We start from the raw sequence: 25,618 nt of genomic DNA on the forward strand, positions 1-25,618 counted from the left end.
TGGCAAAGCTTCGCAANTTCGGGACATCACACGTCGCGAAAGTGGCTTTCGCGACACGCCACGACCAGGCACCAAGGCGAACCGGCGCCGGTCAGTCCCCGGCGACCTGCTCCACCTTGCGCTGCAGCTTGTTCATCCCGCCGAGCCAGCGGTCGGTCTGCGTGGCCCGCGCGGCGTAGTAGTCGGCGACCTCGGGGTGCGGCAGCACCAGGAACCGCTCCTCGGCGATGGCCTCGAACAGCGCGTCCGCGACCTGCTCCGGCTGGATCGCCGACGCGCCCATCAGCAGTTCGCCCGCCGGGCCGGTGTTCTCCAGCATCGCCGTCCGCACGCCCTGCGGGCAGATGGCCTGCACGGTGAGCCCGCGGTGCCGATAGGTCGCCGAAAGCCATTCGGCGAAGGCGAGCGCGCCGTGTTTGGTCACCGAGTAGGACGCCGAACCGAGGCTGGTCAGCAAGCCCGCCGCCGACACCGTGGAGATGAAATGCCCGCGGCCGCGCTCCAGCCACGGCGGCAGGAGCAGCCGCGCCGCGCGCACGTGCGCCATGACGTTGACGTCCCAGATCCGCGCCCAGTCCTCCTCTGGCGCGTCCACGCCGCCCATCGGCGCGATCCCGGCGTTGGCGCAGAAGACGTCGATCTCGCCGAGGGTTTCGCGCGCCGCCTCGATCAGGGACGCGACACCCGCTTCGCTCGCGGCGTCCCCGGCGACGGCGGTCCCGCCGATCTCCTCGGCGACCTCGGCCGCGGCGTCCCCGTTCAGGTCGCCGACGACGACCCGGGCGCCCTCCGCGGCGAACCGGCGGGCGAGGACGGCCCCGATCCCGCCGCCCCCACCGGTGACGACGACCCCGGAACCGGTGAACGACGCGGTCACAGGCCACCCGCCAGCGTGACGCCGCCGTCGAGGACCACCGTCTGCCCGGTGATCCAGCCCGCTTCTTCCGAGAGCAGGAACGCCACGGCGCCCGCGATGTCCGCCGGAACGCCGAGGCGCTTCATCGGGTACGACTCGGAGACCTCTTCTTCGCGGCCTTCGTACAGCGCGGTCGCGAACTTGGTCTTGACCACGGCCGGCGCGACGGCGTTCACGCGGATCTTCGGCCCCAGTTCGAAGCCGAGCTCCTTGGTGAGCCGGATCAGCGCGGCCTTGCTGACGCCGTACATGCCGATCCCGGGCGACGCGCCGAGCCCGGCGATGGAGGCGACGTTCACCACCGCGCCGCCGTGCTCACCCATCCACGCGTCCCGCGCCCGGCGCGTCCACGAAAGCGGCGCGAGCACGTTGACGGCGAAGATCTTCGCGGCGGCCCCGGGGTCGATGTCCAGGGTCGGCCCGAACACCGGGTTGATACCGGTGTTGTTGACCAGCATGTCGAGGCGGCCGAAGGTCTCGATGGTCTTGGCGACGGCCTCGTCCTGGTGCGCCTCGTCGTCGGCCTTGCCGGGGACGGCGATGGCGACGGCCTCGCCGCCCAGTTCGGCCACTGCCTCGGCGAGCGGCTCCGGCTTGCGCGCGGTGATGCACACCTTCGCGCCGCGCTCGACCAGGTCCTTGGCGATCCCGAGGCCGATACCCCGGCTGGCGCCGGTGACGATCGCGACGCGATCCTTGAACGAGTTCACTCTTCGATCTCCTCTGTGTTCACTGGCGACGCAATCACTAAGCGAGCGCTCACTTACAATGGAAAGGTCCGGAGACGGTGTCAAGCCCGCCATCCGGAACGAGCGTCTGGGAGGATCTGCGGATGACCATGTCGCTGTCGGCCGAACTGTGGCCCGACGTCCAGCCGGAGACGGCACGGCGGCTGATGCTGGCCGGGGTCGAATCCTTCGCGCGGCGTGGCTATCACGCGACCACCACCCGGGACATCGCCTCGGCGGCGGGTATGAGCCCCGCGGCGCTGTACGTGCACTTCCCGTCCAAGGCCGCGCTGCTGTTCGCGATCTCGAAGTACGGCCACGAGCAGACGCTCTCGCTGGTCGAGAGCGTCGTGGCGCGGGAGACCGATCCGGTCGAGCGGATCCGGCTACTGGTCGAGGATTTCGTGGCGTGGCACGCGCGGAGGCACACCGTGGCCCGCGTGGTGCAGTACGAATTGCACGCGCTGCCCGACGAGGAGTTCGAGATCGTCGCGAAACTGCGCCGCCGCATCGAGCAGGTCGTGCGCGAGGTCATCACCGAAGGCGTCGGAACGGGCGTGTTCACCGTCGGCGACCCGCACACCGCCGCCCGCGCCGTGCTCTCCCTCGGTGTCGACGTCTCGCGCTGGTACAGCGAGCGGACGCGCCAGACCCCCAAGAAGCTCGGCCAGGAGTACAGCGAGCTGGTGCTGCGCATGCTCGGCACGAAACTCTCCTGACCAGTACAGATCGGCCTGCGTCGGCGATACCGCCACCAGAGTGACATACCAACCGGTCGGTATCTAGAATTACCCGTTGAGACGTTGACCACATACTAAGCGGTTGTTAACTTGCCCGGACTGCATCGCCGCAGCAGCGCCGAGCGAAGGGCATCCAGATGGCCGACACCGCACCGAACGCCCCGGAAACCGCCGCCGAACCGACGATCACCGTCTCCCAGCGCAGGAGGGCCGCGACCGCGGCGGCACTCGCCTCCTCGGTCGAGTGGTACGACTACTTCGTCTTCGGGATCGCCGCCGCCCTGGTCTTCGGGAAGACCTTCTTCCCCACCAGCAACGCGGCGGCCGGCGTCCTCGCCTCGTTCGCGACCTTCGCGGTCGGCTTCCTCGCCCGGCCGCTCGGCGGGATCATCGCGGGCAGCCTCGGTGACAAACGCGGCCGGAAACCCGTGCTGGTGCTGGCGATCGCGCTGATGGGCGCGGCGACCACGCTGATCGGCCTGCTGCCGACCTACGACTCGATCGGCATCGCCGCGCCGATCCTCCTGGTGCTGCTCCGGCTCGTGCAGGGGGTCGCCGTCGGCGCCCAGTGGGGTGGCGCGATGCTGCTCGCCACCGAATACGCGCCGCCCGGCAAACGCGGTCTCTACGGCAGCCTCGTCCAGCTCGGCGTCCCGATCGGGGTGGTGCTGGCGAACACGGTGTTCCTGATCGCCGCCCAGCTCGCACCGCCGTCGGACTTCCTCGTGTGGGCGTGGCGGATCCCGTTCCTGGTGGGGGTCCTCGTGCTCGGGCTGGCCTGGTACATGCACGTCAAGATCGACGAGACGCCCGAATACCGCCGCGCGGAAGCGAAACTCGCCGCCGAGGAACGCGGCCGGGCCAAGTCTCCGCTGCGTGACGTCCTGCGTGACCACAAGGGCACGGTGCTGCTGGCGGGCGGCTCGTTCATGGTCAACACCGCCACCTTCTACATCCTGCTGAACGGCGTCCTCGACTACGCCACCCGCCATCTCGGGATGTCACGGACCACGGTGCTCGTCGCGACCCTGCTGATCAGCACGCTGCAGCTCGCGATCATCCCGCTGTCGGCGAAACTGTCCGACCGGATCGGCAGGCTCAAGATCTACACCTTCGGCGCGGCGGGCGTCGCGCTCTGGGCGATCCCGATGTTCCTGCTCATCGACACGGCCTCGCTGCCGCTGTTCGTGGTCGCCTCGTTCGTCGGGTCGCTGTTCCTCGGCATCATGTACGGCCCGCAGGCGGCGTTGTTCGCCGAGCTCTTCACCGCCGAGATGCGCTACACCGGCGCCTCGCTCGGCTACCAGATCAGCGCGGTGGTCGGCGGCGGGCTCGCGCCGTTCATCATGGTGCTGCTGCTGGAATCCACCGGGACGTCGATGTCGGTCTCGCTCTACATCATCGTGCTGGCCCTGATCTCGCTCGGCTCGATCGGCCTGCTGGCCAAACGCGCACGGTCCACTTCGGACTCAGACGACCGCGCGCGCGAAGCGGTCGGCGACCAGCCGTAGCCGCTCCTTGACCTCGTCCGGCGCCTCCTCCACGACGAAGTCGACGTCCCAATGGGCGAGGTAGTACGGCATCACGGAAAGGTCGTTGGAACCGACCCGGACCCGGCAGGTGTGCTCGTCGATGGCCTCGATCGTGCCGGCGGTCGGGGACACGTACTCGGCGAGCGCCTCCGCCGAGGCGCTGACCCGCAGCACCATCTGGTGCGGATACGGCGAAGACGTGATCCCGCGGGAGACGTACGCCGCGAGGTCCTCGGCGGGCGGTTCCCTCGGCGTGAACCGGAAACTCGTGTCCGGGACGCCGTCGATGCGGTCGACGCGGAAGGTCCGCCAGTCGTCACGGTCGAGGTCGAACGCGACCAGGTACCAGCGGCGTCCGGTGTGCACCAGGCGCAACGGCTCGATGTAGCGCTCGCTGACGTCACCGTTGTGGCTGCGGTAGCCGAACCGGAGCCGCTGATGGTCGCGGCACGCGGACGCGATGACCGTCAGCGCGGCGGCGTCGATGACCGGGACGACGCCGCCGAGCGGGATCATCGCGGTGTTCAGCGCGGTGATCCGGTGCCGCAGCCGCGCGGGCAGCACTTGCTCCAGTTTGGTGAGCGCGCGCACCGAGGTCTCCTCGATCCCCGACACCGTCCCGTTCGCGGCCGTGCGGAGCCCGACGGCGACCGCGACGGCCTCGTCGTCGTCCAGCAGCAGCGGCGGCAACGCGGCCCCCGCGCCGAGCCGGTAGCCGCCCGCGACTCCGGGGGTGGCGTGCACCGGGTAGCCCAGTTCGCGCAGCCGCTCGACGTCGCGCCGGACCGTGCGGACGTCCACCTGCAGCCGGTCGGCGAGGTCGGCGCCCGGCCAGTCGCGCCGCGCTTGCAGCAGGGAGAGGAGCCTCAGCAGCCGTGCCGACGTGCCCGTGGTCATCGGTTCGCTCGCTTCATGGGAGGAGTGTCGCAGATATTCAGGACAGGTCCGGTCCGCATTGACGCGCGCCGGCTGGGCGGTCCCGGGGCCGGATGCGGCGCGCATGTCGCGAAAGCCACTTTCAGGACGTCAGACGTCGCGAAAGTGGCTTTCGCGACGCGTCGCCTTCGCCTGATCGCTCACCACTCACGAGCCCTAAGCTGAACCTCGTGATCGATCTCGCGCAGCTGCTGTCCGTCGCCCGTGAAGAGGCCGAACTCGGCAAGGCCGAGGGCGGGGTCCCGATCGGCGCCGCCCTCTTCGACACCACCGGCGTCCTGCTCGGCCGCGGCCACAACCGGCGCGTCCAGGACGGCGACCCGTCGATGCACGCCGAGACCTCCGCCTTCCGGAACGCGGGCAGGCGTCCGCACTACCGGGACACGATCATGGTCACCACACTGTCCCCCTGCTGGTACTGCAGCGGGCTGGTGCGCCAGTTCGGCATCGGCCGGGTCGTCATCGGCGAGGCCACCACGTTCGAAGGCGGGCACGGCTGGCTCGAGGAGCATGGCGTCGAGATCACTCTGCTCGACGACCCGTCGTGCACCGCGCTGATGACCGGGTTCATCCGGGATCACCCGGACCTGTGGTTCGAGGACATCGGCGTCCCGGCCGAAGGCTAGGTTTCGTTCTCGAAGGCGACGGTCCGGTTGCGCCCGGCCCCCTTCGCCGCGCGCAACGCCTGATCCGCCGCGCCGACGAGCCGGTCGAGCGTCTCACCGCAGTCCGGATGCGACGACACTCCGATCGAGACGGTCGTCCCCGCGAACGTCCCACCCAGTGAGACGAACGTCGAGGAGATCCGCAGCCGGATGCGTTCGGCGATCGCGTGCGCGTCGAACCGGCTCGTGCCGGGCAGCAGGACCACGAACTCCTCACCGCCGAACCGGCCGACCAGGTCCGCGGCACGGACCTCGGCGCGCAAGGTGTCCGCCACGGCCCGCAGCACGTCGTCCCCGACGTGCCTGCCGTGCCGGTCGTTGAGCCGGGCGAAATGGTCGAGGTCGAGCATCAGCAGCGAAAGCTCGGCGCCACGGCCGCGCAGCAGCTCGAACTGGGTGCGGGCACCGTCCAACCAGGACGACGCGGTGAGCAGCCCCGTGCCGGAGTCCGTGCCCGCGTGACCACGCAGGGCACGCATCGTCCCGGCCCGGTGAAGTACCACGAGCGCGCCCGCGAGTACCACGGTGACGAACGGCCAGTCCGCCGCCGACCAGGCGAGCAACAGTCCGAACGCGACCATCGCCGCGTCGAAGGCGAATCCCGACGGCTCCGCCCCGAATTCGGCCGCCGGGGCGGCCAAGGCCGCGTCGACGGACAGGAAGACCAGCCCGGTCGCGAAAACCAGGGCGAAACTTTCGAAATCCCTTGGCGCGCCGAGGAACGGCGGCGCACCCAGCAGTACCGGGATGATCGAGGCGCCGAGCGCCGAAAGCATCGTCGCGGACGCCGCGAACACCTGCCGGTGCGGGATACCGCGCCGGATCCGGAACCAGCGGTATGCCGCCGAGACGACGACGAGCACCGCGGCCAGTGCGGGCGGCAGGAGGAGCGCACCCGCGAAAATCCACGCCGCGTCCAGTCCGGCGCCGAGCCGGGTGTCGGCGCGGGACCGCTCGACGGGGCGCGAAAGCTCCGAACTGAGGATCATTCCGGTCACCAGCGCGGAAAACGGAAGAAACGACGACGGCGCGGGCGGTCGCAGGACGAAAAGGTAGGCGGTGGCGGCGATGGCGGCGAAGTCGACGAGGAGCAGATACCCGATCAGGCCTCGCCTGGGTAGTTCCCACAGGCTCCAGGACCCCAGTATCCGCCGCGGCGCGGCGAGCCGGTCTCTCCGGTCGCGGCTTCCGGTCGCCATCAGGGAGTCCCCCACCATTTCGGCAAACTAGCCGGTAATCGTGGTGGTGTCGATCCGCTTTCCGGGTCATGACCCCCTACTAAGGTCGGTCGTTTCCGGTGGGTGTTCCGGTGAATTCTTGACAGTCCTCATTGGTCTAGTCCACCGTGGGATAGCGCACACTCCAGGTTGATACGCCGCGTCAAGACGGAGGTGCTCCACACCTGCGCGCCTCGCCGCGCGCGTACCAGTTGGAGGACCGATGAAATCCTTACGACGCTGGGCGACACTGGCCACCACCGTCGGCGCCGCTCTCGCCACGGCCGCCGGCCTCGCCCCCGTCGCCTCGGCGGCCCCGGACCCGGTGCTCGCCTCGCCCTATCTGTACCAGTGGTCGGGACAGACGGATCCGATCGCCGCGATGAACGCCACCGGCGTCAAGGCCTTCACCCTCGCGTTCATCCTCTCCGACGGGGGCTGCAACCCGAAATGGGACGGCAGCCGTTCCCTCACCGGCTCGGACGCCACGATGATCGACAACATCCGCGCCAAGGGCGGCGACGTCATCCCGTCGTTCGGCGGCTGGTCGGGCACGAAGCTCGGCCCGAAATGCTCCACTCCCGCGGCACTCGCCGGCGCGTACCAGAAGGTCATCGACGCCTACAAACTCAAGGCGATCGACCTCGACGTCGAGAACACCGACGAGTTCGAGAACTACACCGTCCAGGACCGGATCCTGAACGCCGTCAAGATCACGAAACAGAAGAATCCCGGCCTCCGCGTGGTCATCACCATCCCGACCGAGGTCGGCGGCCCCAACGCGCACGGCAAGCGGCTGATCAACCGGTCGAAGGAGCTCGGCGCGGGGGTCGACGCGTGGTCGGTCATGCCGTTCGACTTCTCCAGCGGCGGTGACATGGCGGGCAAGACCCGCAGCGCCGTGGACGGGCTGAAGAACGTCGTGAAGTCCGCTTTCGGCCTGAGCGACGACGCGGCCTACCGGCGCAGCGGGCTTTCGTCGATGAACGGGAAGACCGACGTGGCGGGCGAAACCGTCAGCGTCGCCGACTTCCGCGCGATCCGCGACTACGCGGCGAGCAAACATCTCGCGCGGCTGTCGTTCTGGGCGGTGAACCGCGATTGCAACAACTGCGCGGGGATCGCCCAAGGCAAGTACGACTACACCAAGATCGTGGCGGGTTACACCGGCTGACTTCCGTTCCCCACCGGTGTCAGTCCGTGAAGGCCTCCTTCCCTACCTTGAGCGTAGGGAAGGAGGCCTTCACGGCTTCGGCGCCTCGGGCCCGGTTGCTCAGGTCGCGAAAGCCACTTTCGAGACATCAGACGTCGCGAAAGTGGCTTTCGCGACATGCCTCGACGACGCCCAGGCCCCAGTCACGACCGGCCGGCCCGCACACCCGCGCCGACGTCGCGAAAGCCACTTTCGCAACCTCCCGGGCCCGGGCCACCCCTCAGCCCCCGCAGTCCGGCGCCGTGTTCAGCGGCNCGCGACATGCCTCGACGACGCCCAGGCCCCAGTCACGACCGGCCGGCCCGCACACCCGCGCCGACGTCGCGAAAGCCACTTTCGCAACCTCCCGGGCCCGGGCCACCCCTCAGCCCCCGCAGTCCGGCGCCGTGTTCAGCGGCCGCCCGCGCGACCACACCAGGTCGACCGGATGCACCGAACCGTCCGGATCGATCGACAGGATCGGCAACGCCTTGTCGAGCTGGTTCCCCGTCGCCTGGTCGAACGCGATGAAGCCGGTCGCGCCGGGCACCGGGGAGTTGCAGTCGATGCTGCGCAACACGTTCGACACCGAGACCGGGTCCGCCGACACGTTCTGCACGGCCGCTTCGACGGCCGCGGCGACCGCGTCGTGTTCGATCATCGCGGCGCCGTCCCACAGTTCCGCCTTGGGAAAACCGTGGGTACCGGTGAATTCCGCGACGAAGTTGTCGTAGTTCTTCTTGTACGTGGGATACGCCGGATCGGCGGTGAACATGTCCCACTGGTCGGGATACGCCAGTGCCGTGTAGCGGAGCCGGACACTGATGTCCTTGTTCAGCTCCAAGGGTTTCCCGGCGAGTGTGCTCGCGTCGTCCCCGGTCATCACGGTCACCGTGTCGAGACCCTCGCAGGCACCGTCGCCCGCCAGCGCCGCCACGAGGGCGCCGAGGTCGAGCCCGCGGCCGGCGAAGTAGATCAGATCGGGTTTCGCGCCGCAGATGTCGTTGTGCCACCTGCTGAACAGCCCGCGCAAGTACGCCTCGCGCGAAGTGTCGGCGAGCGGTTTGACGTCGTAGGTCTTCGTGAAGACGACCGGGACCTTCGACGAGTTCTGGAACGCCTCGGCCAGGGTGGTCGCGTAGGTGTCCTCCTTGCTGACCCCCTGGATCATCATCACGCGCCGGAAACCGTGCGCGGCGATGTATCCGGCCGCGGCGCGGGCCTCGTCGGTGTTGGTCGGGCCCACGCGGAAGAAGTTGTCGATCCGCGCGCCCTGCGGGTCGGTGTTCATGTTGTCCGCGGTGACGGTCGCGCCGATCGTGGCGATCCCGTGCCGGGACAGTTCGGCCACCAGCGCCCGGCTGTTCTCCGAGCTGATGCCGACGTCGGTGACCGCCACGATGCGCTGGGCGGCGGCCGCGGCGACGATCTCCTCGGCGACGACACGCCAGTGATCGGCGTTGCTCCCGTAATTGGCCAGCAGGAGCCTGATCCCCGGCGGCCCGTTCTTCGGCCACGCGGCGGCGATCGCGCCCTGTACCTCCCGCCGCACGAACGGGAACGGCTGGCTGTCGACCTTCGGATCGGGCGCGAGGTTCTCCAGCACCACGATGGTCTTGAAGTTGTCCCCCGCCAGGTCGTTGCGGCTCTTGATGAGCTTCTCCAGCGGATCGAGCGGGTCGTCTTCCCGCATCGGGCCGGAGTCGAGGTTCAGCCCCACGCAGACGTGCGACGAGCCGACCGACTCCTCGTCCGCGTCCACCGCCCGAAGTCCGGCGCCGCAGACCTCCCACGGCCTGGTGAGCGCCGGCACGGCGGCCAGCAGCACGACCACGGCCACGATCAGCAACACCCGATGACGGCGTGCCCAGCCTCGGGGCCGTACCGGCGGCCCCGTCGCCGCGCCGTCACGGGCCGCGGACATGCGTGTTCTCAGCGAATCGAGCCAGGACATCACAGGGTTCCGTTCCGGGTCAGGGGAATTCGCCGCGACGGGCGGCTTCCTTGGCCGACACGAGCGCGCCGACGTCGGGCTGATGCGAGGTGGTGGCCAGCGCGGCGAAGGCGTTCGCGATCACCTGGTGCTGGTCCTGCCCGCGGACGGCGAAGGGGTTGGCGGTCAGCCAGCCCGCCGCGATGAGCCGGGCGACGTTGTTCCGGATCTCGGACCGGTCGTTCGGGCGGCGCGCGTTGTCCAGGTTGACGAGTTCTTCGTACAGCTCCGCGTGATCCCGTTCGGGCGGCAGATCGTCCGGCGCGTTCAGGACCAGCTCGAGTTTGGCGATCCACTCGGCGTGCGGGATCCGGTTGAACTCGCGTTCGAAGAAGGTGACCACCTCGCCGATGTCGCCCAGCGCGAGGTTGCAGTAGGCCAGGCGCACCGGATCCTGCGCGGTGTCGGGATCGTCGCGCAGGGCCTTGAACTGGTCGGTGTAGGTCGGCCCGTCGCCGTCACCCCGCCGGGCCAGCGCCGACACCAGGTTCGCGGCGATCCACGGATGCAGGGCCGCCTGGTCGGTCGTCGAACCGGGTGAGTTCTTCGCCGTCACCCACAACGAGGTGCGCAGTTCGGTCAGGATCCGCCCGACGTGCGGCTGGTCGATCCGGCTCTGCGCGGCGTCCGGGATCAGCCAGGGCGCGGTCGCGAATGGGGCCGCGGTGACGAAGTCGTCGACGTGGACGTCGTCGAGGTGCTCGGTCAAGGCGAGCTCGGTCAGCCTGCGGTAGCAGGGATCCTGTTCGCCACGGGGATCGGTGGTGAGCAGGTCACGGCCGCCTTCGCGCGCGTCGGTGGCCCGCAACCGCCCCGCGAGCTGCTCGACCGCCGACGGCAGTCCACCGGTCGCCCGGTGCGCGAGCGTGACCTTCGGCGTCCGCGCGCCGGAATCGAGGATCCGCGCGATCCGCCCGATCGACTGCGGTGAGATCCGGACCGGGTAGTAGGGCGAGTCGAGCGCGCCGTTGCCCGGGTTCGCCCAGTCGTCGTACGAAGCCTCCTCGCAGTCCACGATCGGCCGGACGGCGGGCGGCGCGCCGGACGCGGGTTTCCACGGCGCCAGCCAGGCGGTCCCCCAGTCGTCGTGCCACCGCCCGCTGGTGGCGATGACCAGCAGCGCGTCGTGGGCCTCGCGGTCGTTCGGATGCTGAACGGCGTACCGTTCCCGCGCGGCGATCAGGTCGGCGAGGAACTCGGTCCCGCCCGCGTGGTCGACGTCGTCGAGCACCACCACCCAGTTGTGCCAATGCCTGCGCTGCGGCGAGATGTCACAGGTGCACGGGCTCTTCTCCTCCGGTTTGGCCATCCGCGGATGGTTCTCCCGGACGTCGCCGAGGAACGCCGCCATCAGCCATTCGGTGACCGCCTTGGCGTCACGGGCGCTGCCGTGCGCGAGGCGGTTGAGTTCGAGCAGCGCGTCGAACGGGGATCTCCCCTCGGCGTGGGGGAAGTCCGCCAGCGACCGCAGCGCCTTCCCGAGCCTCGGCCGGATGTTCCGGACCAGATGCGGAAAAGTCTGGCGGAACAAGTCCGCGTACGGGGGCTCGACGAGACCGGTCGCCTTCGCCGTCTCGGTCAGCGTGTCGAGCGTGCTGTCCATCGCCGACGTCCAGATAACCCGGTCGAGACTGCCGAGCAGCGACTTCAGTTGCGCGAGGTCTTCGTCGCGATTTCGACCGGAAAGCTCGGCCTGGACTGCGATCAACGCGATCGTGAAACGAACGAACTGCGGTTTCGGCCGATTCCGCCATTTCCCCGACAACGTATAGGCCAGTTTCGTGAGCACGTCGATCGTGCCGGCCCGGCCGCCTTGCCCGAAATCGAATCCGGCGTGCACGACACCCCAGCCGAGGTCACGGCGGATCGCTTCCAGCGCCGTGGTCTTCCCCGAACCGACGGGCCCGAGCAGCAGCGTCACCGGCTGCGGGCGGGACGGATTCCCCGTCTCGCGGTTGAGCAGCATTCTCCGGGCGAGCTGCACCGCGGGAGAATGTCCGTCCACATTCATTTTTCCTGTTCAGCCCCTAGCCTGCCCCGGATGGAATGGAAGTGCGGACCATCGTAGGTACGCCGCCGAGGGCGGGACACGGGAAAAAGGACACCAGACACGAACGGACGAGATCAGGGGTGAATCGTGATTCTTGTTCGACGATGCGCGACGCCGTCGATCACCCGATCGGCGCTATCGGCCCCACTGCGGCCACCGGCCACCACCGGGATATCCGCCGTGATTCCAGTCGTAGTACCACTCGTGGTGACCGGCGCGCGGATCCGGCCGTTCCTCCGGCGGCGGCGCGGGCGGCGTGGGTGTCGGGGACGGCGTCTCCGAGCCGTGCATCGACGCGGTCATCGGCGGCGGAGGGGCGACGCTGCCGCCCGAAGGTCCCGACGGGACGGGTGAAGACGCCGCGGCGTCCGGGACCTCGACGGCCTGCGGTGCGATGGTCAGCGACGGCGGCGGGAGCGGGATCCCCGGGACGACCTCGGCCTGTTCGCCGGGAGTGAGCAGCACGGCCAGCAGTCCGCCGACGAAGACACCGCCCGCCGAAAGCGCCGAGATCCGCCGGATCCTCCCGCTCCCGGAAGCCGCGTCCGTGGCCCGGTGCTTCGGCCCGCGCGGCCCACGGCGGCGGGGTGCCGCGCCGGCTTTGCGCATCAACTCGCTCAGGGCGTCCCCGCCGCCGTCATGGCGAGCCGTGCGTGCCATCGGCACCTCCCTACCCGGTCCGCCGCTCGACGGCGACGGCCTCATCCCGGGGAGGATCCTAGGAAGGCGGGAGGTGGTTGTAAACGGTCGTCGTCCACTGCGGACAGACGATGCGGTGAAGGGTCAGGCGGCCGCGGTGACCGCGATGGCGGCTTCGCCCGCCTCGGTCAGCTCGGCGGGCACCCGGCCGGTGACCGCGGCGGGACCGGTGGACTCGGCGGGGCGGATGTAACCGCCGCGGGCCAGCGCGTGCGCGGTCATCTGATCGCAGCAGGCGAACCCGTCGATGAAGAGATCCGGCTCGCAGCTGCACGACATCTGGGCACGGCGCGCCGCGACCGCTCGCAGCATCGCCATCGCGCGATGGGACAGTTCGACCTCTGAACCGGACACCGGACTGGACCTCTCTCGATCAGCCACCTGAATCAGCAGCACTCACACCGTGTTATCGATCGCTGCTCCATCAGTGTTAACAAGATCTCAGACGTTGTCGGTGACTTCTTGGTTCCGTGAGATCTTCGCCGACGCCAGGGGCGGCTCCAGGACCCGTGCCCACTGGGCGACGATCTGCTTGCGCCGCTTCGTGTCGTCGGTCAGCAGGTTCGCCAGCCCCAGCCCGCGGGCAAGGTCCAGAGTGGCCTGGACCAGCTCACGAACGCCCTGGTGGGACTCGTCGACGCCGAGCAGTTCGACGGTCACCCGGTGCGCTTCCCGTCCGACCCGCGCCTCCAGCGGCACCAGGGTCGCGCGCAGCGACTCGTCGGTCGACGCCGCGACCCAGAGGTGGAGCGCGGCGCGGAACAGCGGCCCGCTGTAGAGGTTGAGCACCATGTCGACGGCCCGCTCGATCCGCGACCGCCCCGACGGCAGTTCCGCCGCGCGGGCGCGCAGTTCCACGATCTGGATCTCGCCGACGTGCTCGACCGCGGCCGCGACCAGATCCTCCCTGGTCGGGAAGTGGTGCTGGGCTGCGCCGCGCGAGACCCCGGCGCGTTCGGCGATGATCGCGACGGTGGTCCCGTTCCAGCCCAGCTCCCCGATCGTCTCGACGGCGGCCTCGACCAGCCGCCGCCGGGTCGTGCGGCTGCGCTCCTGCTGTGGTTCGCGAATCACGGGGTACGGCTCTCGACCCAGAAATCGAGCTGCAGGTCTTCCTCCCGCTCGCCGATGCGGTACTTCGAGAAGTCCGTGACCCCTTCGGCCGCGAGCACCTCGTCGTCGATGTAGAAATGCCCGGACGCCTCACGGCTCGGTTTGGTGAGGATCGCGTGCGCCGCGTCCGCCATGATCTCCGGCGTCCGCGACTTGGCCGCCAGTTCCGCGCCGACGACGTTGCGGATCGCCGCGGTGTCGATCGTCGTCCGCGGCCACAGCGAGTTCGCCGCGATCCCGTACTGCCGCAGTTCCGCGGCGAGCCCGACGGTCACCAGGCTCATCGAGTACTTCGCGATGCTGTACGCGAGATGCCCCGCCTGGAACCATTTCTCGTCGAGGCTGATCGGCGGCGACAGCGTGAGGATGTGCGGGTTCTCCGCGAGCTTCAGGTACGGGATGGCGAGTTTCGACAGCAGGAACGACCCGCGCGCGTTGACGTCCTGCATCAGGTCGTAGCGCTTCATGCTGACCGCTTCGGTCGGGGTCAGGTCGATCGCGCTCGCGTTGTTGAGCACGATGTCGATCCCGCCGAACTGCTCCGCGGTCCGCGCGATCGCGGCCTCGACCGACGTGTCGTCCCGGACGTCGCCGACGATCGGCAACGCCTGCCCGCCGGCGTCCTCGATCGCCTTGGCGGCGGTGTAGAGCGTGCCGGGCAGCTTCGGATGCGGCTCGGCGGTCTTCGCGAGCAGGGCGATGTTCGCTCCGTCGCGGGCGGCGCGGACCGCGATCGCCTCGCCGATCCCGCGGCTGCCGCCGGAGATGATGATCGTCTTGCCGTGGAGCGTGCTCATGGGGTGTCGCCTTCCATAGTGGGCTCGTGAGCGGCTAGGACGGTCAGTGAGAGGGGGAAGGCCAAGGTGGCGTGTCGCGAAAGCCACTTTCGAGACGTGTGATGTCCCGAAAGTGGCTTTCGCGACACGAACGCCGACGAGACCACGAGCGGAACACCCACCCCGCCGGACACGTTCGCCTTACCCCTCGTTAGAACCGTCCTGGCCTCTCAGTAGGACCGGGGCAGGCCGAGGCTGTGCTGGCCGACGAAGTTGAGCACCATCTCGCGGCTCACCGGCGCGATCCGGCCCAGCCGGACGGCCGTGACCAGCGTGCCCAGCCCGTATTCGCTGGCGAGCCCGTTGCCGCCGTGGGTCTGCACGGCCTGATCGACCGCGCGGATGGCGACCTCGGCGGCGGCGTACTTCGCCATGTTCGCCGACTCGCCCGCGCCGAAGTCGTCGCCGGAGTCGTAGAGCGACGCGGCCTTCTGCGTCATGAGCTTCGCCAGCTCCAGTTCGATCTTGATCTCCGCGAGCGGATGCGCGAGACCCTGGTGGGTGCCGATCGGCGCGCCCCACACCTTGCGCTCGTTGGCGTAGGAGACGGCCTTGCCCAGCGCGTAGCGCGCGATGCCGAGCGAGAATGACGCGCCCATGATGCGTTCGGGGTTGAGCCCGGCGAACAGCTGCGCGATCGCCGCGTCCTCCTCGCCGACCAGCGCGTCGGCGGGCAGGTGGACGTCGTCGAGGAACAGGCCGAACTGCTTCTCCGGCGAGACGATGTCCATGTCGATCTGCTTGTACTCGAAGCCGGGCGTGTCGGTCGGGACGGTGAACAGCGCGGGCTTGAGCTTGCCGGTCTTGGCGTCCTCGGTGCGCCCGACGACCAGGACGGCGTCCGCCTCGTCGACACCGGAGATGTAGACCTTCCGTCCACTGAGGACCCAGCCGTCGCCGTCGCGTTTCGCGGTGGTGGTGATCTTGTGCGAGTTCGACCCGGCGTCCGGTTCGGTGATCGCGAAGACCATCCGGCCGCTGCCGTCGGCGATCCCGGGCAGCCAGCGCTTCTTCTGCTCCTCGGTGCCGAACCGCGAGATGACCGTGCCGCAGATCGCCGGCGAGACGACCATGAGCAGCAGCGGGCAGCCCGCCGCGGCGAGTTCTTCGAGCACCGCGGCGAGATCCGCGATGCCCGCTCCCCCGCCGCCGTACTCCTCGGGCAGGTTCACGCCGAGGTAGCCGAGCCGTCCGGCCTCGGCCCACAGCTCGTCGGTCTTGAGCCCGGCACGGGCCTGTTTCGCGTAGTACTCGTGCCCGTACTTCTTGCCGAGTTCGGCGACCGCGGCCCGCAGCGCGACGCGCTCCTCGGGCTCGGTGAAGTTCATCGCGTTCATTCGTTCTCTCCTACCACCGCGAGGATCGTGCCCACTTCGACCTGTTGTCCGACCACCACCGGGAGTTCCGTCACGACGCCGTCGGCCGGTGCCGCGATCCGGTGTTCCATCTTCATCGCTTCGAGCCACAGCAACGGATCGCCGGTCTTGACGGTGTCGCCCGCCTCTACCGCGAGCCGGACGACCGTGCCCGGCATCGGCGCCACCAGCGATCCGGCGGCGAGCGCCGCGTCGGGATCGGTATACCTCGGCACCACGCCCAGTTCGACGGCGCCGTCCGGCGAATCGACATACACCGTGTCGCCGTATCGGGCGACGGTGAACTTGCGCCGCACCCCGGAGACTTCCAGGACGACGGCGCCGCTTTCGGCGGAAACCGGTTCGACACCCTCGAAACCGTCCGCGCGCAGACCGTCCCGGCCGAGGTTGTAGCCGACCTCGATCTCGTCGTCGCCATGACGAAAACGTTTGCGCTGCCCTTGCGAGCGCACGTTCCGCCAGCCGCTCGGCAGCCGCCCCTGCACCTGCGCCGCGTCACGGTTCGCCGCAGCACCTGCCAGAGCGGCGGCCAGCGCGGAAATCCGTACAGTGTCCACAGTGGCCAGTGGACGGGCCAGGGTGTCGAGTCCGTGCCGGTCGAAGAACGCCGTGTCGGTCTCGCCGGCGAGGAAAGCCTCATGGCGCAACACGTTCACCAGCAGGTCGCGGTTGGTCACCACGCCGTGGATCTCCGCACCGGCCAGCGCACCGGCCAGTGCCCGTGCCGCGCTCCGGCGATCCGGGGCGTAGGCGATGACCTTGGCGAGCATCGGGTCGTAGTGCACGCCGACGGTCTGTCCGCTGACGAATCCGGAGTCCAGCCGGACGCCCGGACCGACCTCGAATTCCCGTTGTGCCGCGGGAAGCTCGAACCGGTGCAAGGTCCCGCTCTGCGGCTGCCAGCCCGCGGCCGGGTCCTCGGCGTAGAGCCGGACCTCGATCGCGTGACCGCGCGTCTCCGGCTCGTCGATCGGGAGGTGCTCGCCCTCCGCGATCCGCAACTGCAGCGAAACGAGGTCGAGCCCGGTCGTGGCCTCGGTGACCGGGTGTTCCACCTGGAGCCGGGTGTTCATCTCCAGGAAGTAGAACCGCCCGTCCGGTCCGGCGAGGAATTCGACCGTTCCGGCGCCGACGTAGTCGATCGCCTGCGCGGCCTTGCGCGCGGCGTCGAACAGCGCCTCCCGCATGGCTTCGTCGACGAACGGCGACGGCGCTTCCTCGACGACCTTCTGGTGACGGCGCTGGATCGAACATTCGCGCTCCCCCACCGCCCATACCGTGCCGTGGGTGTCGGCGAGCACCTGGACCTCGATGTGACGGCCGGTCTCCAGGTACCGCTCGCAGAACACGGTCGGGTCGCCGAACGCCGACGCGGCCTCAGCGCTCGCGCCTTCGACGGCTTCCGCGAGTTCGCCGAGCGTGCGCACGACACGCATCCCGCGTCCGCCACCCCCGGCGGAAGCCTTGACCAGCAAGGGAAGGTCGGTCTCGGTGACCTCGGCCGGGTCCAATTCGGACAGGATGGGGACACCGGCTTCGGCCATCATCCGCTTGGACTCGACCTTGGAGCCCATGCTCTCGATGGCTTCCGGCGGCGGGCCGACCCAGGTCAGCCCGGCGTCGATCACGGCACGGGCGAACGCGGCGTTCTCGGACAGGAAACCGTAGCCGGGGTGGATCGCGTCGGCGCCGGTCTCGACGGCCGCCTTGATCAGCAGTTCCGCACGCAGGTACGTGTCGGCCGGCGCGTTGCCCGGCAAACGGACGGCGACGTCCGCCTCGGCGGTGTGCGGCGCGTCGGCGTCCGCGTCGGAGAACACCGCGACCGTGCCGATCCGGGCGTCGCGGCAGGTGCGGAACACGCGGCGGGCGATCTCACCGCGGTTGGCGACCAGAAGTTTCTCGATCATGCCGCTCACATCCTGAAGACGCCGAAGCCCTCGGCGCCCTTCACTGGTCCATTGTGGATCACGGACAGGCTGAGCCCGAGCACCGTGCGGGTGTCGCGGGGATCGATGATCCCGTCGTCGTAGAGCATCCCGGAGAGGAACATCGGCATCGACTCCGCTTCGATCTGGCCCTCCACCATGGCGCGCATGGCGGCGTCGTGCTCCTCGTTGTACTCCTGCCCGCGCGACGCGGCGGCGGCACGGGCCACGATGGACAGCACACCAGCCAGCTGCTGTGGTCCCATGACCGCGGATTTCGCACTGGGCCAGGCGAAGAGGAACCGGGGATCGTAAGCCCGGCCGCACATGCCGTAGTGCCCGGCACCGTACGACGCGCCCATGAGCACCGACAGATGCGGCACCTTCGAGTTCGACACGGCGTTGATCATCATCGCGCCGTGTTTGATGATGCCGCTCTGCTCGTACTCCTTGCCGACCATGTAGCCGGTGGTGTTGTGCAGGAAGACCAGCGGCGTGTCGATCTGGTTGGCCAGCTGGATGAACTGCGCGGCCTTCTGGGATTCCTCGCCGAACAGCACGCCCTGCGCGTTGGCGAGGATGCCGACCGGGTAGCCGTGGATACTCGCCCAGCCGGTGGCGAGGCTGCTGCCGTACAAGGGTTTGAACTCGTCGAAGTCCGAACCGTCGGCGACCCTGGCGATCACCTCGCGCGGATCGAACGGCACCTTGAGATCGGTGGGCACGATGCCGAGCAGGTCTTCGGCGGAGTACAACGGTTCCGCGTAATCCGGCTTGGGTGTCGGGCCCTGTTTGGTCCAGTTGAGCCGTTTGACGATGCTGCGGCCGAGCCGGATCGCGTCCTCTTCGTCGGCCGCGAGGTAGTCGGCGAGTCCCGAGGTACGGGCGTGCATCTCGGCGCCGCCGAGCGATTCGTCGTCGGACTCCTCGCCGGTCGCCATCTTGACCAGCGGCGGTCCGCCGAGGAACACCTTCGCCCGCTCCTTGACCATCACGACGTAGTCCGACATGCCGGGCAGGTACGCGCCGCCCGCGGTCGAGTTGCCGAACACGAGCGCGATCGTGGGCACCTTCGCCGCCGACGACCGCGTGATGTCGCGGAAGATCCGGCCGCCGGGGATGAAGATCTCCTTCTGCGTCGGCAGATCCGCCCCGCCGGACTCGACGAGGTTGATCACCGGCAGGCGGTTCTGCGCGGCGATGTCCGCGGCGCGGTAGCTCTTCTTGGCCGTCCACGGGTTGCTCGCCCCGCCTTTGACCGTCGGGTCGCTCGCCGAGATCATGCACTCGACGCCTTCGACGACACCGATGCCGGTGATCACGCTGGCGCCGACCTGGTAGTCCGAACCCCAGGCCGCCAGCGGCGACAGCTCCAGGAACGGCGAATCCTCGTCGAGGAGGAGCTCGATGCGCTCGCGGGCCAGCAGCTTGCCGCGTTTGCGATGCCGGGCGACGTACTTCTCGCCGCCGCCCGCGATCGCCTTGGCGTGCTCGCCGTCGATCTCGGCGAGTTTGCCGAGCATGGACTCGCGGTTGGCGGCGAACTCCTCGCTCCGCGTGTCCACAGTGGACCTGATCGTGCTCATGCGGTGTATCCCAATCGCTTCGCGGCCAAGCCGGTGAGGATCTCGTTGGTCCCGCCGCCGATGCCGAGGATGCGCACGTCACGGTAGTGACGCTCCACTTCGGACTCCCGCATGTAGCCGAGTCCGCCGTGCAGCTGCACGGCCTCGTTGACCACCCATTCGGCGGTCTCGACGGCGGTGTTCTTCGCGAAACAGGCTTCGGCGATGACCTCTTCGCCCGCGACGTGCCGCTGGGCGACCTGCCGGGTGTAGGTACGGGCCACGTCGACCTTGCGGGCCATCTCGGTGAGTTTGTGCTGCACCAGCTGGCGGGAGATCAGCGGACGGCCGAAGGTCTCGCGCAGGCGGCACCAGTCCAGCGTCAGGTCCAGCGCTCGCTGGGCGTGCGCGTAGCCCTGCACCGCCAGCGAGACCCGCTCGGTGACGAACTGCGTGGCGACCTGCGCGAACCCGCTGTTCTCGGCGCCGATCAGGTTCTCTGCGGGAACGCGGACGTCCACATAGGACAGTTCGGCGGTGTCCGAGCAGAGCCAGCCCATTTTCTCCAGCTTGCGGGAGACGGTGAAGCCCGGCGTGCCGCGTTCGACCACGATGAGCGAGATCCCGTGGGCGCCCGCCTCACCGGTGCGGACCACGGTGGTCACGAAGTCGGCGCGGCAGCCCGAGGTGATGAAGGTCTTGGCGCCGTTGATGACGTACTCGTCGCCCTCGCGCACCGCCGTGGTCCGGATTCCGGCGACGTCGGAGCCGCCGTCGGGTTCGGTGACCGCGAGCGAGCCGATCTTGTGGCCTTCCAGCGTCGGCCGGACCCAGCGTTCGATCTGCACCGGATCACCTGCCGCCGCGATATGCGGGACGGCGATACCGCAGGTGAACAGCGAGGCGAACAGGCCGCCGGAACCGCCCGCGTAGTGCAGTTCCTCGGCGATGACCACCGCGTCGAGGTAGTCGCCGCCTCCGCCACCGACCTCTTCGGGGAAGCCGACACCGAGCAGCCCGAGCTCTCCGGCCTTGCGGTGCAGGTCTCGGGGTAGTTCGCCCTCGCGTTCCCAGTCTTCGAGGTGGGGAAGGATCTCGGTTTCGGCGAACCGCCGCACGGTCTTGCGCAGTTCGGCGCGTTCCGGCGTGGAGAAGGGGTCGGTCACAGGAGGGCCTCCGGGATGTCGATCTCGCGGGAGCGCAGCCATTCCCCGAGCGCCTTCGCCTGCGGGTCGAACCGCGCCTGCGACGCGACACCCTCGCCGAGGATGCCTTCGACGACGAAGTTGATCGCCCGCAGGTTCGGCAGGAGATGCCGCCGGACCTCGAGGTCCGCGGTCTCCGGGAGCAGCAGTTTGAACTCGGTGACGGTGAGCCGGTGCGCGAGCCAGCGCCACGCCTCGTCGGAGCGCGCCCAGACACCGACGTTCGCGTTGCCGCCCTTGTCGCCGCTGCGGGCGCCGGCCACCCTGCCGAGCGGCGCGCGGCGGACCTTCGCCTGGGTGAACGGCGCGGGTAGCCGACCTTCGTCCACATCGGACAGTGGCAGCGTTTCGGCGGCGGGCGCGATGTCGCGACGGGTTCCGTCCGGCAGGACCGCGACGTGCGGCACCTCGTGCGCGTCGACGAAAGCGGGCCGGTACACGCCGTAGGGCGAGGCGGCCGCGGGCGGCGCGGTGACGTGGAATCCCGGGTAGCTCGCCAGCGCGAGTTCGATCGCCGCGCCGCTGAACGCGCGCCCCGCCACCTCCGCATCGGCGTCCTTCACCGCGACGTGCAGCAGTGCGCTCGCCTGCTGCTCGGTCTCGGCGTCGGGATGATCGGTGCGGGCCAAGGTCCACTGGACGTCCGCCGGCGGCTTGGCCTTGAGCGCGCCTTCGAGTTGTTCCTTGACCAGCGCGGCTTTCGCCTCGATGTCCAGTCCGGTGAGGACGAACGTCGTCTCGTTGCGGAAACCGCCGAGCCCGTTCAGGCAGACCTTCAGGGTCGGAGGCGGCGGTTCTCCGGTGACGCCGCTGATCCGGACGCGGTCCGGGCCGTCCTCGGTGAGCGTCAGCGTGTCGAACCGCGCCGTGACGTCCGGCCCGGCGTACCGGGCGCCGGTGATCTCGTAGAGCAGTTGCGCCGTAACGGTTCCGGTGTTCACCACACCGCCGGTGCCGGGGTGTTTGGTGATCACGCTGGAGCCGTCGGCGGAGATCTCGGCGATCGGGAACCCCGGGACGCCGATCTCGTGTTCGGTGAAGAAGGCGTAGTTTCCGCCGGTGGCCTGCGTGCCGCATTCGATCACGTGCCCTGCCGCGACCGCGCCCGCCAGCGCGTCGTAGTCGTCGCGCGCCCAGCCGAAGTGCGCGGCGGCCGGGCCGACGATCACCGACGCGTCGGTGACGCGTCCGGTCACCACGATGTCGGCGCCCGCGTCCAGGCATTCCGCGATCCCCCACGCGCCGAGGTAGGCGTTCGCGGTCAAGGTCTTGCCGAAGCCGAGTTCTTCCGCGCGCTGGATGAGGTCGTCGCCCTCGACGTGCGCGATAGCTATGTCGACGCCGAGTTTCGCGGCCAGTTCGCGAAGCGCGTCCGCGAGCCCGGCGGGGTTGAGACCGCCGGCGTTGGCGACGATCTTGACACCCTTTTCCTTCGCCAGCGCGAGATTCTGTTCCATCTGACGCAGGAAGGTCTTGGCGTAGCCGCGGTTCGGGTCCTTCATCCGGTCCCGGCCGAGGATGAGCATGGTCAGCTCGGCCAGGTAGTCGCCGGTCAGCACGTCGAGCGGGCCGCCGGTGAGCATCTCGTGGACCGCGGAGAACCGGTCGCCGTAGAACCCGGACGCGTTGCCGATCCTGATCGGGGCCGGGGTCACGCGAACTGCCCCGGCTTCCGTCCGGCACCGGGAGGCCCGGCGAAGGCCTGCGCGATCCCGAGCCATTCCTCGACGTCCTTGCCGGTGGCGACCAGGTCGGTGTCGGCGGGGTGACGGCGCTGGGTGATCACGAGACAGAAGTCGACCGCGCTGCCGGTGAGCCGCTGCGGGGCGTCCTCGGGTCCGAACGCCCAGGTGGTGCCGTCGGGCGCGGTCAGCTCGACACGGAACCCTTCGGTGGGCGGCGCGAGCGAGTTGAGCTTGTAGGCGAAGTCGCGGGTGCGGGTCCCGAACCGGGCGATATGCCAGATCCTGGCCGTGTTCTCGCGTGCGACGCCGAGCGCGTCATAGATGTCCTGACCGTGTGCCCAGGTCTCCATGAGGCGCGCCGTCACCATCGACGCGGCGCTCATCGGCGGGCCGTACCAAGGGATCTTCTGCCCGTCGGGCACCGCGGCCAGGGCTTCGGCCAGCTCCGCACGACCGGCGCGCCACTCCGCCAGCAGCTCGCGGGGCGGCGTCTTCGCGCCCTCTGCCGCGCCGTCGTCGACGTAGGACTCGCCCGTCGCGAGCAGCCCTTCGATCTCGGTCTGCCACTCGGCCTCGGATCCGCGCGCCGCGATCAGCGCCTTCTTGTCCGTCCAGGCCAGATGAGCGATCTGATGGGCGATCGTCCAGCCTTCGGCCGGGGTCTTCCTCGCCCAGTCCGACGCGGGCAGCTCCGCCACCACGTCGTCGATGGCCTGCGATTCCGCCGCGAGATCCCCAAGGATCACGCCAAGGTCAGCCATGCCCGCCTCCTCGCGTCCGCCTCAGGCTGGCACCCGGCGACGGAAAAATCAAGCATGCCTGATTGTTTTGTGGAGACGAGATCAGCCGGAGATGATGTCCAGCGCGACGGACCGGCCACCCTCCAGCGACCGGATGCCCTCTTCCGCTGCCAACTTCACCTGTTCCGGCGTGGCCCGCTCGGGGCCGAGAAGCGCGGTGATGGACGCGGCGAACACCCTGGCGGGATCGTCGACCGGCAGCCTGCTCTTGAGCGAAGGGGCCGCCGTCAGGAAACCCGCGAGGAGGGCCTGTAACGCGAAGGCCTGATCGGCCACCTCCCAATCGGTCCTGGCGAGGTCGTGCCGCCGCCAGATTGGCAGGATGTGATGCAGGAACGCGCCCGCACCCAGCGTTTCGAGCAGGGTCGCCGACCGGGGGTCGTCGGCGAGGACACCGAGCAGGACGTCGTCGCCGGTCTGCAGCGCGTTGACGTACGGATGCCGGGCCGCGACCTCCAGCATGTTCGGGCCGAGCCGCGACGGCCGGGCCAGCTCGGGGTCCGCGGTGACCGCCGCGACGACCTCGTCGGCCAGCGCGATGAAGTCGCGGCTGATCAGGCCGAGCAGCAGGTCTTCCTTGGTCTTCCAGTAGAGGTAGACGGTGCCCTTGCCGACGTGGGCCTTGGTGGCGACCTCCGCGATGGTGACACCCTTGCTGCCCCGGCTCAGGAGCAGTTCGCCCGCCGCCGCCAGGATACGTGCCGCCTTGGGCGAGCCGTGTTCAGGCAGTTCCGCCAACTGTGGTCCTCTCCGGTATCGCGCCGACGATATCCGCATTCTTGTACAGCGCGATCTCGTCGAGCCGCATGATGCGGTCGGTCAGGCGTTTGCCGAGCTTGAAACGGCTCAGCACCGGCACCGCGCGCCGGAGCAGAAGCTGCAGCCGGTTGTCCACGACGAAGATCTTCCGGTCGGCGAACGCGCCGTCCTGATAGTGGTCGACGTACGGCCGCAGTGCCCGTTCCCATGCGGAGAGGGCGGTGCCGAGGTCACCGGGGTGCCGTTCCAGCATGCCGCCGAGCAGGTCGGCTCCGGTGAGCCCGGACGAGACACCCATGCCGGCGTAGAGCGTGACGCACCAGGCGGCGTCACCCATCAGGACGACACGTCCCTGGTGCCACCGGTCCAGGCGCACCTGCTCGACGGAGTCGAACAGGACGTCTTCGGCGGACTCCAGCGCGCCGACGACGTCACCGAGCACCTTTCCCAGCGGCCGCGGGCCGAACGCCGCGCGCACGCGTTCCGCGGATGGGCGGGTGAACTCGGCGTCGACGTCGTCGGTGCGGTAGGTCAGCATGATCGTCGGGTCGTGGTCGGAGAACGCGAAGACCCACATCGAGCGGTCCGGTTCGAGCAGCGTGGCGCCCTGGCCGGGGGCGAGACCGGCGGGCGTGCCGGTGTACTGGAAGGCCGCGACCATGTACCCCATCCGCCGCAAGTACTTCTCGTGCGGCCCGAACACCAGCGACCGCACCGTGGATCGCAGCCCGTCCGCGCCGACGACGAGGTCGAAGCGTTCGGTCGTCGCGGTGTTCGAAGCGGTGTCGAGCAAGGTGACGTCGACACCATCGGCGTCCTGCTCGATGGCGGTGGGGACGGTCGAGTACCGAATCTCCACATCGTCGGGGAGAACGGCGAAAGCGGCCTTCTCGACGTCACTCCGCAGCATCATCCAGGGCTTGCCGGGCAGGTCGGCGTACGACATCCCAGGACGGCTCGAACCGTCACGGGCGAGGTCGAGGCCCTGCGCCAGCGAGGCCCGGTCGTGGATGGCGCCGACCATGCCCAGCCTGGTCGCGGCGGCCTGGCCCGCCCCGAACAGCGCGACGAAGTACCCGCCGGACCGCCGTTCCGGCGCCTTCTCGATCAGTACCGGCCGCCACCCGGCCTTGCGCAATCGCGCCGCCGTAGCGATCCCGCTGACACCCATTCCGACGACGAGTACCCGTCCCGCTTCGCTCCCGGTCATACCTCCGAACATACTGACCAAAATGTTCAGTTGGTCAGTATGTTGCCCGCGTCACAGCCGTGACGTCCGTCCAATCACGCGTGTCGTCCGCCTGATCACACCCGCCGTCCGCCCAATCACGTGAAGCTCCCGATTCGTTCCCCGAGGGGTGAGGCGAACGTGCCTGACGGGCAGGCAGTCCGGTCGTGGTCTCGTCGGCGCTCATGTCGCGAAAGCCACTTTCGGGACATCACACGTCTCGAAAGTGGCTTTCGCGACACGCCTCGATGATGAGCACGCGGCCCGGCGGACCATGGCGCTGTGAAGTTTCTCCGCTGAACGCCATGAACGGGCCGTTCCTGGCAAAGCTTCGCAAGGAACGNGTGGTCTCGTCGGCGCTCATGTCGCGAAAGCCACTTTCGGGACATCACACGTCTCGAAAGTGGCTTTCGCGACACGCCAACTTCGCCTCACCCACGGAACCGAACCGGACG

The 25,618-nt window shown here is 69.2% G+C and carries 22 protein-coding genes; 4 read left to right on the top strand and 18 right to left on the bottom strand.

Annotation, left to right across the window (positions count from 1 at the left end; translation table 11 throughout):
- Nucleotides 1-91: 91 nt before the first annotated feature.
- Nucleotides 92-877, bottom strand: coding sequence for an SDR family oxidoreductase (locus ACXIZN_RS17980; RefSeq protein WP_457955785.1), 786 nt, complete (start codon nucleotides 875-877; stop codon nucleotides 92-94).
- Nucleotides 874-1,626 carry an SDR family oxidoreductase gene (locus ACXIZN_RS17985; protein ID WP_126731887.1) on the bottom strand — a complete coding sequence of 251 codons (753 nt, stop codon included), beginning with the start codon at nucleotides 1,624-1,626 and terminating at the stop codon, nucleotides 874-876. The genes ACXIZN_RS17980 and ACXIZN_RS17985 overlap by 4 nt, the downstream gene beginning before the upstream one ends.
- Nucleotides 1,627-1,748: 122 nt before the next feature.
- Between ACXIZN_RS17985 and ACXIZN_RS17990 the strand changes: the two genes are divergently transcribed.
- Together ACXIZN_RS17990 and ACXIZN_RS17995 are read left to right on the top strand one after the other, a co-directional pair.
- A complete protein-coding gene (locus ACXIZN_RS17990; RefSeq protein WP_126731886.1) occupies nucleotides 1,749-2,363 on the top strand; it encodes a TetR/AcrR family transcriptional regulator in 615 nt (204 codons plus the stop codon).
- A 158-nt stretch (nucleotides 2,364-2,521) separates the two neighbouring features.
- A complete protein-coding gene (locus tag ACXIZN_RS17995; RefSeq protein WP_457955787.1) occupies nucleotides 2,522-3,895 on the top strand; it encodes an MFS transporter in 1,374 nt (457 codons plus the stop codon).
- On the opposite strand, the gene ACXIZN_RS18000 is transcribed toward ACXIZN_RS17995, so the two are convergent.
- Nucleotides 3,854-4,813, bottom strand: coding sequence for a helix-turn-helix transcriptional regulator (locus ACXIZN_RS18000; protein ID WP_457955788.1), 960 nt, complete (start codon nucleotides 4,811-4,813; stop codon nucleotides 3,854-3,856). The two genes, ACXIZN_RS17995 and ACXIZN_RS18000, sit on opposite strands and share 42 nt — an antisense overlap.
- 209 nt (nucleotides 4,814-5,022) lie before the next feature.
- Here ACXIZN_RS18000 and ACXIZN_RS18005 point away from each other — a divergent pair, with 209 nt between their 5' ends.
- Nucleotides 5,023-5,478, top strand: a complete 456-nt coding sequence (locus tag ACXIZN_RS18005) for a nucleoside deaminase (RefSeq protein ID WP_457955790.1) — start codon at nucleotides 5,023-5,025, stop codon at nucleotides 5,476-5,478.
- Here the strand turns inward: ACXIZN_RS18005 and ACXIZN_RS18010 are convergent.
- A complete protein-coding gene (locus ACXIZN_RS18010) occupies nucleotides 5,475-6,734 on the bottom strand; it encodes a GGDEF domain-containing protein (protein ID WP_457955791.1) in 1,260 nt (419 codons plus the stop codon). The two genes, ACXIZN_RS18005 and ACXIZN_RS18010, sit on opposite strands and share 4 nt — an antisense overlap.
- A gap of 223 nt (nucleotides 6,735-6,957) precedes the next feature.
- Here ACXIZN_RS18010 and ACXIZN_RS18015 point away from each other — a divergent pair, with 223 nt between their 5' ends.
- Nucleotides 6,958-7,908, top strand: a complete 951-nt coding sequence (locus ACXIZN_RS18015; RefSeq protein ID WP_457955792.1) for a chitinase — start codon at nucleotides 6,958-6,960, stop codon at nucleotides 7,906-7,908.
- A gap of 403 nt (nucleotides 7,909-8,311) precedes the next feature.
- On the opposite strand, the gene ACXIZN_RS18020 is transcribed toward ACXIZN_RS18015, so the two are convergent.
- From ACXIZN_RS18020 to ACXIZN_RS18085, 14 genes are all read right to left on the bottom strand, one after another.
- A complete protein-coding gene (locus tag ACXIZN_RS18020; protein WP_457955794.1) occupies nucleotides 8,312-9,880 on the bottom strand; it encodes an amino acid ABC transporter substrate-binding protein in 1,569 nt (522 codons plus the stop codon).
- Nucleotides 9,881-9,899: 19 nt separating this feature from the next.
- Nucleotides 9,900-11,924 (bottom strand): hypothetical protein, encoded by a 2,025-nt coding sequence (locus tag ACXIZN_RS18025; protein WP_257487667.1) that lies wholly within the window; start codon nucleotides 11,922-11,924, stop codon nucleotides 9,900-9,902.
- A gap of 180 nt (nucleotides 11,925-12,104) precedes the next feature.
- Nucleotides 12,105-12,629: a hypothetical protein gene (locus ACXIZN_RS18030; protein WP_457955795.1), complete on the bottom strand. Its 525-nt coding sequence runs from the start codon at nucleotides 12,627-12,629 to the stop codon at nucleotides 12,105-12,107.
- Between the two features lie 123 nt (nucleotides 12,630-12,752).
- A complete protein-coding gene (locus tag ACXIZN_RS18035; protein ID WP_457955796.1) occupies nucleotides 12,753-13,022 on the bottom strand; it encodes a hypothetical protein in 270 nt (89 codons plus the stop codon).
- A gap of 87 nt (nucleotides 13,023-13,109) precedes the next feature.
- On the bottom strand, nucleotides 13,110-13,742 hold the full coding sequence (locus tag ACXIZN_RS18040; RefSeq protein ID WP_457955798.1) for a TetR/AcrR family transcriptional regulator: 633 nt from the start codon (nucleotides 13,740-13,742) through the stop codon (nucleotides 13,110-13,112).
- A complete protein-coding gene (locus tag ACXIZN_RS18045) occupies nucleotides 13,739-14,578 on the bottom strand; it encodes an SDR family oxidoreductase (protein ID WP_457955799.1) in 840 nt (279 codons plus the stop codon). Before ACXIZN_RS18045 ends, ACXIZN_RS18040 begins: the two co-directional genes overlap by 4 nt.
- Before the next feature lie 209 nt (nucleotides 14,579-14,787).
- Nucleotides 14,788-15,954 (bottom strand): acyl-CoA dehydrogenase family protein, encoded by a 1,167-nt coding sequence (locus tag ACXIZN_RS18050; protein ID WP_457955801.1) that lies wholly within the window; start codon nucleotides 15,952-15,954, stop codon nucleotides 14,788-14,790.
- On the bottom strand, nucleotides 15,951-17,903 hold the full coding sequence (locus ACXIZN_RS18055; protein ID WP_457955803.1) for an ATP-binding protein: 1,953 nt from the start codon (nucleotides 17,901-17,903) through the stop codon (nucleotides 15,951-15,953). The genes ACXIZN_RS18050 and ACXIZN_RS18055 overlap by 4 nt, the downstream gene beginning before the upstream one ends.
- A gap of 5 nt (nucleotides 17,904-17,908) precedes the next feature.
- On the bottom strand, nucleotides 17,909-19,507 hold the full coding sequence (locus tag ACXIZN_RS18060; protein WP_457955804.1) for an acyl-CoA carboxylase subunit beta: 1,599 nt from the start codon (nucleotides 19,505-19,507) through the stop codon (nucleotides 17,909-17,911).
- Complete coding sequence (locus tag ACXIZN_RS18065; protein WP_457955806.1) at nucleotides 19,504-20,652, bottom strand: acyl-CoA dehydrogenase family protein; 1,149 nt, start codon at nucleotides 20,650-20,652, stop codon at nucleotides 19,504-19,506. Before ACXIZN_RS18065 ends, ACXIZN_RS18060 begins: the two co-directional genes overlap by 4 nt.
- Nucleotides 20,649-22,346 carry an acyclic terpene utilization AtuA family protein gene (locus ACXIZN_RS18070; RefSeq protein ID WP_457955808.1) on the bottom strand — a complete coding sequence of 566 codons (1,698 nt, stop codon included), beginning with the start codon at nucleotides 22,344-22,346 and terminating at the stop codon, nucleotides 20,649-20,651. The genes ACXIZN_RS18065 and ACXIZN_RS18070 overlap by 4 nt, the downstream gene beginning before the upstream one ends.
- Complete coding sequence (locus ACXIZN_RS18075; RefSeq protein ID WP_457955810.1) at nucleotides 22,343-23,137, bottom strand: TIGR03084 family metal-binding protein; 795 nt, start codon at nucleotides 23,135-23,137, stop codon at nucleotides 22,343-22,345. Before ACXIZN_RS18075 ends, ACXIZN_RS18070 begins: the two co-directional genes overlap by 4 nt.
- 81 nt (nucleotides 23,138-23,218) lie before the next feature.
- Complete coding sequence (locus tag ACXIZN_RS18080) at nucleotides 23,219-23,914, bottom strand: TetR/AcrR family transcriptional regulator (protein ID WP_457955811.1); 696 nt, start codon at nucleotides 23,912-23,914, stop codon at nucleotides 23,219-23,221.
- A complete protein-coding gene (locus tag ACXIZN_RS18085) occupies nucleotides 23,898-25,145 on the bottom strand; it encodes an FAD-dependent monooxygenase (protein ID WP_457955812.1) in 1,248 nt (415 codons plus the stop codon). The genes ACXIZN_RS18080 and ACXIZN_RS18085 overlap by 17 nt, the downstream gene beginning before the upstream one ends.
- Between the last annotated feature and the right edge of the window lie 473 nt (nucleotides 25,146-25,618).

The organism is Amycolatopsis sp. TRM77291 (assembly GCF_054166285.1).